Origin of the sequence: Staphylococcus sp. HMSC035D11 (assembly GCF_001836075.1) — a bacterium.
Lineage (GTDB): Bacteria > Bacillota > Bacilli > Staphylococcales > Staphylococcaceae > Staphylococcus > Staphylococcus hominis.
The window spans coordinates 1-1004 of sequence record NZ_KV827281.1 but is presented as its reverse complement, the minus strand read 5'-3'; the positions used below and the strand labels follow the sequence as shown (position 1 = coordinate 1004).

The window sequence follows — 1004 nt, the reverse complement described above, 5'->3', positions numbered from 1 at the left end:
TTTTTAGCTTCTTGTATTTCTTGCGCTTGTGGCGATTCGTCTGCTAAGTTATTTGACAACTCATCTTTAATAGCATTTTGTTGTGCTACAATTTCTTCCGCACTATTATGTTCATTATTAATATAATTATTTTCTTTTACTGTAGTTTCAGCTTTAGCTTCTTGTATTTCTTTTGCTAATGGTGATTCATCTGCTAAATGATTTGATGTTTCTGATTGAATTGCTCGACGTTGTGCTGCAAGCTCATCGGAAGAAATACCTGTATTTTTTCTATTTTTTAAGTCTTCAATTTTATGTCTTACATTATCAATTGTTTCTTCTGTTTGTTGTTTAATACTATAATAATTATCTTTAACTTCTTGTTCTTTTGCTTTTAAATCATCAATTTTTTGGTTTGCTTTATTTTTAGTTAAAAGTCCAATAGTTGAGCCAATGATTGCACCGGTAATAAAGCTAACAATAAAATGTTTACGAGACTTAAATCTCGGATCGTTATAATAAGTTTTATAATCAATCTCTTGATTAGTATCACTAGCAGCTTGATTTGAGAATTTTGGATGATTATAACTCTCATAGTCATCACGATTATAATGTGGTGTATTAACAAAGTTGTTTTGATCTAGTTGATTTACACCATGACCGTGTAAGTCATTACCTGAGTTATTTGTTTCAAATGCATCTCTATCGTAATGTTTTGTTGCACTACTTTGCGCTACGTCTTCTTGTTGATTCGCACCTCTACCATGTAAATCATTACCAGTGTTGTTCGTTTCAAATGCATCTCTATCGTAATGTTTTGTCGCATTACTTTGCGCTACGTCCTCTTGTTGATTCGCACCTCTACCATGTAAATCATTACCAGTGTTGTTCGTTTCAAATGCATCTCTATCGTAATGTTTTGTCGCATTTGTGTACACATCACCATTAGGTTGATTTACGCCATGACCATGTAAGTCATTACCTAAGTTATTTGTTTCAAATGCATCTCTATCGTAATGTTTTGT

General features: G+C 32.3%; 1 pseudogene. It reads right to left on the bottom strand.

What is annotated here, in order from left to right:
- Positions 1 to 1004, bottom strand: a pseudogene (locus HMPREF2647_RS11340) (hypothetical protein); the annotation flags it as partial.